General features: G+C 72.4%; 6 protein-coding genes. All 6 read right to left on the bottom strand.

The genetic code is table 11. The annotated features are described in order from the left end of the window. Positions 1–362, bottom strand: a 362-nt coding sequence (locus CA984_RS00915; protein WP_133061499.1) for a radical SAM protein, incomplete at its 3' end; no start/stop codon positions are given. Further along, positions 359–532 carry a hypothetical protein gene (locus tag CA984_RS45770; protein ID WP_165781049.1) on the bottom strand — a complete coding sequence of 58 codons (174 nt, stop codon included), beginning with the start codon at positions 530–532 and terminating at the stop codon, positions 359–361. The genes CA984_RS00915 and CA984_RS45770, both read right to left, overlap by 4 nt. Before the next feature lie 268 nt (positions 533–800). After that, the gene (locus CA984_RS00910; RefSeq protein WP_086566789.1) at positions 801–1,295 is read right to left on the bottom strand and encodes a hypothetical protein; all 495 of its coding nucleotides are present in this window, start codon (positions 1,293–1,295) and stop codon (positions 801–803) included. A 391-nt stretch (positions 1,296–1,686) separates the two neighbouring features. Next, entirely contained in the window at positions 1,687–3,381 is a 1,695-nt protein-coding gene (locus CA984_RS00905) for a sensor histidine kinase (protein WP_086566787.1), read from the bottom strand. Positions 3,382–3,976: 595 nt separating this feature from the next. Continuing rightward, complete coding sequence (locus tag CA984_RS00900) at positions 3,977–5,179, bottom strand: molybdopterin molybdotransferase MoeA (RefSeq protein WP_242675655.1); 1,203 nt, start codon at positions 5,177–5,179, stop codon at positions 3,977–3,979. A 238-nt stretch (positions 5,180–5,417) separates the two neighbouring features. Beyond that, on the bottom strand, positions 5,418–6,662 hold the full coding sequence (locus CA984_RS00895; RefSeq protein ID WP_086566782.1) for an MFS transporter: 1,245 nt from the start codon (positions 6,660–6,662) through the stop codon (positions 5,418–5,420). Between the last annotated feature and the right edge of the window lie 107 nt (positions 6,663–6,769).

Below are 6,769 nucleotides of genomic sequence, written 5' to 3'. Positions count from 1 at the left end.
GGGGTGGCCGACGGGGAGACCGACGGGGACAGGCCGAGCTCGCGGGCGCGCTCGACCAGGTCGTACAGGTCGGGGCGTTCGAAGGGGTCACCGCCGGTGATGACGAACAGCGGGGCAGGGCGGCCGAACGCGGTGATCTGCCGCATCAGGTCCACGGCCTCGGCGGTGGACAGCTCGGCGGGGTCGCGCTCGGGCCTGGCCTCGGCCCGGCAGTGCAGGCAGGCCAGGGGGCAGGCGCGGGTCGCCTCCCAGATGACGATGAAGGGGGCGGCGGCGACGTCGCGGTGGACGTGCCGGACCGGGCGGGCCGTCCGCTCACTCGGTTCGCCCGGGCAGGCCTGCGGTGCGGCGGGTCGGTTCACGGGGTGGTCCTTTCGTCCCGGCCGGTGCCGAGCGGGTGGCCGGCGACGTCGGCGGCGGTGTAGTCGGCGGCCAGGTCCTGCAGGAAGGCCAGGTCCTGGCCGGGGGGCAGCGGCGGCGGCTCGGCGTAGCCGCCCGCGCGGTGCCGGCGGTCCCGGCCGAATGCGGGCACGGGAAAGAGTCAACCGGACCCACGCGCGTGCGGCGTAGTGACCAAAGTCCTGAAGGCACAGGCCCCTGGTCACCTACCGATGTCCGTCGCGGCGGAGGGCTTCAAGCTGTCGGCGATGCCGGTCCGCGGACTGCCACGGATGGGGAATCGGGCGGAATCGGCTCAGGCTGCTCATCATCACCGTGCAGTGTCCAGGCGGGCGGCCCGCCGGGCCGTGCTCACCACGGAGGAGCCCGGGAGTCGACGGACGCCGCCCTGAGGCGGATCGCTACCGCGCCGAGGACAGCACGGCGCCGACCGCGACGAACGCGGCACCGGCGCCCATGAGCACCGCGCCCAGGCCGACTGCCAGGGAGGTGACCTGCCAGGCCTGGTAGGCACTCATCAGGGAGGCGCGCAGCGTCTCCCCCATGAACGCGGTCTGGCGCAGCTCGGTGAGTCTCTCGTCCTGGCCGCCAACGGCGTGCAGGTCGGCGCTGATCTCCGAGTAAGTGCGGCCCTCGGTGGCCTTGCGCACGTTGCCGCCGATCATCTCGGAGAAGACGCGGGCGTGGGCGCCGTTCTCCACCCGTCGTCCGGCGTAGCGGCCGTACTCGGCGGGCAGGCCCTGGGCCGGAAAGGTGATCTTCTGGCGGATGAGCTCGTCGCGGATCTCCCCCTTGCCGCGCACGCCGCGGACCGTCATGACGGCGCCGGCTGTCAACATGCCGACACCGGCACCGCCCAGCAGCAGCATCAGCTTCAGCCTTCGCGCGTTGTCCACCGGTTCTTCTCCTTACCGACTAACGATGAGACCCATGGGATGGGCGGCCGGCCTGCGACCGGTCCCGATGCAGGGCCTTTTTCAAAGAAAAGGGTGCGGTCTCAGCACGGGCACCGGGCAGGGCCACCGGTCCCTGATGTTCGGGCTGAAAGTCCCATCCACGGGCTCGGGCAGCCAGGGGCAGGGAAATCTCTCGCATGCGGCCGGCGTCACCGACGCGGCGGTACCGCCGCGTCGGTCCTGGACGAGGACGGGCGCCTGGCGGGCATCGTCAGTGAGATGGACCTGCTGCACGGGAAGTTCCAGCGTCCCCCCGGCGGTCTCGCAGGCGGGTCTCCGCGCGGGGCGGGGAGCCGGGCCTCAGCCGGCCGGGCGGGCCCTCCCGCCGCGCTCATCCCCGTCCCAGGGGCACCCGCCAGCGTAGGCGGCTCCCGCCGCCCTCGGCGCGCTCCGCGGTGAACGCGCCGCCCAGGCGCGCGGCCCGGTCGGCGAGGTTGCGCAGCCCGCTGCGCCGCCCGTCCTCGGGAATGCCGACCCCGTTGTCGCTCACCTCCAGCAGCAGCGTGCCCTCCCTGACCTCCACCAGCACCTGTGCCCTGCTCGCCCGGGCGTGCCGGGCGACGTTGGCCAGCGCCTCGCGCAGCACCGCCCGCAGCTGCTCGGCCACCTCCTCGGGCACCGTGTTGTCCAGCGGGCCCTCCATCCGGATGCCGGGTATGAAACCGAGCTGGTCGCGCGCCGCCTCCACCAGCTCCGTCACCTGGCCGCGCAGGCCGCAGACCTGACCGGCCTGTGGCGGCGACTGCAGCGCGAAGATCGTGGAGCGGACCTCCTTGATGGTCTGGTCCAGCTCGTCCACCGCGTGCTGCATCCGGGTCGTCGCGGTGGGGTTGCCGACCATCTCCACTGTGCTCATCAGCGTCATCGCCACCGCGAACAGCCGCTGGATGACCACGTCGTGCAGATCCTTGGCGATACGGTCACGGTCCTCCAGCAGGCCCAGCCGCTCGGCGTCGCGGCGCGCGTCGGCCAGCTCCAGCGCGACCGCGGCCTGCCCGCCCAACGCCTCGGCCGTGCGCAGGTCCGCCTCGTTGAACGGCGGCGACCCGGCCTGCTTGGCCAGGCTCAGCACGCCGTGGACCGCCTGCGGCTTGCCCAGCGGGACGGCGATCGCCGCTCTCAGCGGCACCTGCTCCAGATGCGCCGGATAAGCCATGCGCTCTTTCACATCCAGTGCGGTCTGCGACTGCCCGGTGCGCGCCACGGCGGCGGCCAGGGAGTCCTCCATCGGCACCGCACAACCGCGCAGGTGCTCGGCGCCGAGCCCTTCGGCGATCTCGATGCGCATGGTCTCAGCCAGAGGGAAGCTCACGGTGACCGTGTCGGCGTCGGTGAGCTCCATGGCGCGCCGGGCCATGACGGTGAGCACCTCGCCCGGGTCGTCACCCGACAGCAGACTGCTGGTCACCTCCGCGGACACCCGCAGCCAGTTCTCCCGGCGCCGACTCTCCTCATACAGCCGGGCGTTCTCGATCGCCACACCGGCAGCGGTGGCCAGCGCGCCCACCACGATCTCGTCCTCCTCCTCAAAGGCCGCGCCGCCGGCCTTCTCGGTCAGATACAGGTTGCCGAACACCTCCTCGCGCACCACGATCGGCACGCCCAGGAAGCTGCGCATCGGCGGATGCCCCTCCGGAAAGCCATAGGAAGCCGAGTGCTCGCTCAGATCGGCCAGTCGAAGCGTCCCGGGTTCCTTGATCAGCAGTCCGAGCAGGCCCTTGCCGTGCGGCCAGTGGTCGACCCGCGCGATCTCCTCCTCGGTCATTCCCACCGGGATGAACCGCTCCAGCGTGCCGCCCTCGCCGATCACGCCGAGCGCCCCGTAGCGGGCCTCGACCAGCTGGGTGGCGGCCTGTGTGATGCGCCGCAGCACCGTCTCCAGGTCCAGGTCGCTGCCGACCGAGACCACGGCCTCCAGCAGGGCGTGCACCCGGTCCCGGGTGGCCAGCACCGCCTCCAGCTGGCCCTGCAGCTCGGCCAGCAGGTCATCCAGCCGTATGCTCGGAAGCAACGACTTCTCGCCCATCCCGGCTCCTTTTCCCTGAGTGAGGCTGAACTGCCTGTCCGGGATAAGTCTTCCACCCGCCCTCGACGGTGCGGAAAGCACAGCCGACCCCGGGCGAAGCGATACCGGCGGCTGCGTGACGCACTGCTTCGGAGAGCTGTGGACGGTCCGGCTCGGCGACCGTGAAGAAGTCCGGCCCGTCGTGACGGGAGACTTCTGCCACATGTCGCATGGCGACAACGTCCTGACCGCGTTCGTCGCAGAAGCCGACATGGCGCATGCCCCGACTGCGTTCGCGGTGGATGCCGGCGGCGGCCGGGGCCGATCGTATCTCCACGGTGGCGGCCGTCCGCTTGAAGAGCAAGGCGGGCGGTCCGCCCGGAACGGCCCCTGCCGCCGTGCGCGGCATGCTCGCCACCGTCCGCGGCCTTACCGGCTGATCGATACGGAGTCGCGCGCCTCAGCCGCTGCAGGGGAAGGGCGTCCCGCCCCGCCGTCAACTCTCATCTAACGTAACTCTAGGCCTACCGGCCCGCCACAACAAAGCTCCCTCCTCGATCGACGCCCTCTTAGGAGCTCTTCGTCAAACGCGCCACACGGAGCTTCGGGTCTGCGCCTACAGCCCGGCCGGAAGGATGAGCGGGGCGGGCTCGTGGCCCCTCCAGCCGGCAGGCACCGCAGCCAGCGCGTCGCCGATGGCCGCGCCGTTGAGAAACGCGGAACGCTGCTCGCCCAGCACGCGGGCCACAGCGCCGTCCCACCGCACCGGCAGGACCTGGGTGCGGTCGGGGGAGAGCGGGACCTGACCTGTCAGCGGCACACGCGGCAGGACCGGCAGCCGCCGCCCGGCCAGTCCGGCCAGCAGGGGGGCCAGCAGCGTATGCGCCGCGACCAGGGCGGCGTAGGGATTACCGGGAAGACCCACCACCCACCGGCCGTCGGCGAGCTGGGCCAGTAACTGTGGATGGCCGGGACGGCAGGCCACCGTGTCGACGATCCAGCGTGCCGCTTGCTTGTCGAGCAGCGACCGCAGATGGTCGGTGACACCGACCGAGGTGGACCCGGTCACCGCGAGCACCTCCGCCGCGCCGGCGGCGGCGAAGGCATCGGCCAGCGCGCCGGGCCGGTCGGGTACGTGGCAGACGGCCGCAGCCTGCCCGCCCATGTCCTGCACCAGCGATGGCAGCATCGGGCCCAGGGCGTCGCGCACCTGGCCGGGGCCAGGCCGGCCGTGGTGGACGAGCTCGTCGCCGGTGACCAGGATCTGTATCCGGGGCCGGGGCCGGACCTGAAGCGTGTCATAGCCGCATGCGGCGGCCAGGCCGAGTAGCGCGGGGCCGATCCGGCTGCCCGAGGGGGCCAGGCGGGTTCCGGCGGGGGCGTCTTCACCCGTGCGGCGGATGTGCCGGCCCGGCGTAAGCCGCGGCCCCAGGACCCGGTCGGCATCGCGTACGGCCAGCTCCACCGGGAGGACCGCATCGGCCCCGGCGGGCACCGGAGCGCCGGTGGAGATCTCCACCGCCTGTCCCGCCTGCAGCTCACCGGCGGGAAAGACGGTTCCGGCCCGCACCGCGCCGCACACCTGCCACGGTCCGGCGCCCGCCACGGCGAATCCGTCCATCGCCGCGGTGTCGAAGGCCGGAGCCGGTGAGCGGGTGACGATCTCCTGGGCGAGGGTCAGCCCGGCGGCCTGGGCCAGGTCGGCCGGCCGCGCCGGCACCGGCCGCGCCGAGGCATGGGCGAGCCGGCGTGCCTGCTGCCAGGGCATGTCGCGAAACCCCGTTGCAGCGCTGTCGGCGCTGGTAGTGGCGGAGATCATGCCGATACCGTGCCGGCTGCCGCCCGGGTGCGTTCATCGCCGCAGCCGTGTGTCCCGGCCTGGATTCGGCCATCTCCCCGCCCTACGCTCCGCACCGGGGCGACGCGGAAGGAGATGGGCGGGGCTGTTCGGGTCGTGCGGGCCATCATGCTCCTGACGTCCTTCATGTTTCGCACCCCGAGGGTGCAGGGCCGGCACCGTGAACGGGTGCGGTCTTTCGCCGGCAAGGGCACGGGCCTCAGCGCGGGGAGTGTCCGGCCGCTGCGCTCACGCGCTGCCGGGCCGTGGCCCGCACCACGGTAACCGTCAGCAGCAACGTCAGCACCGACACCGCCGACAGCAGCGCCAAGCCCAGCCCGTAGGAGCCGAACCGGCTGTAGACGAAGCCCATCACCAGCGGCGGGACGAATCCGCCCAGGCCGCCGGCGGCGCCGACCAGACCGGTGACCGAGCCGACCTTGTCGGCCGGGGCGATTCTGGCGACCAGCGCGAAGGTCGCTCCGCTGCCCGCGCCCAGGGCCGCGGCCATGGTCAGGAACGCGATGGTGCCCACCGGCATCAGGCTCGGGGTGAAGGCTTGTACCGCGGCGCACACGGCGACCACGGCGAACACTCCGACCAGGACGGGCAGCGGGCCGATCCGGTCCGACAGCCAGCCGCCGATCGGACGCATGACGACCGCCAGGAGCACGAAGCCGGCCATCCGGTTGGCGGCGTCGGCCTGCTCCAGGCCGTAGGCGGTCTGCAGGTAGGCCGGCAGGTAGACGGAGAAGGCGACGTAGCCGCCGAAGGCCACCGCGTACAGCACGCACGCCTGCCAGGTGATCGGCAGTTTCGCGGTGGCCGCCAGGCGTGCGGCGAGCGGCTGGTCCGGGACGACGCGGCCCGGCGCGTCGCGCAGCATGAACCACGCCACGACGGCGTAGACGGCAAGAACGACGGCCGTCAGCAGGAACGGGGTGGCCGCGCCACCGGCCTTGACCAGCTTGACCGTGGTCAGGGCGCTGATCGCGGTGCCGCCCATGCCCGCACCGAAGACGCCGATGGCCAGACCGCGCCGCTCGGGCGGGAACCAGGCGTTCACGAGCGGTACACCGATGGCGAAGGCCGTGCCGCCGATGCCCAGGAAGAACCCGCCCACCAGCAGCGCCGCCAGCGAGTTCTGCCCGGCCACGCCGATGAACAGGACCGGCACGATGGTGACGGCCGAGATCAGCGGGAACATCACCCTGCCGCCGAACCGGTCGGTGAGCGCGCCGACCGGGATGCGGCCCAGCGAGCCGACGATCACCGGGACCGCGACCAGCAGCGCCTGCTCGGAGGCCGACAGGCTCAACAGGTCCTTGAACCGCGGACCCAGCGGGCTCAGCAGCGCCCACGCCCAGAAGTTCACCGCGAACCCTATGGTGGCCAACGTCAGCATCAACACTGGCCCGCGCGGGATCCCACTGGGGGCGTTGGGAGGGGCGATATCGGTGCTCATGGTGTTCGTCCTTGTCGTTTTGGCTGGTGTGCCCGGGACGCTGCGGCGCGTCCCGCTCGTCCCGACGGTGAATGCGAGAGGGTGGGGGGTAGAGGGACCCGTCGTGC

The organism is Streptosporangium minutum (assembly GCF_002149035.1).
Classification (GTDB): domain Bacteria; phylum Actinomycetota; class Actinomycetes; order Streptosporangiales; family Streptosporangiaceae; genus Streptosporangium; species Streptosporangium minutum.
Note: the sequence above shows the minus strand (reverse complement) of the source record. Positions and strands in the feature narration are given on the sequence as shown.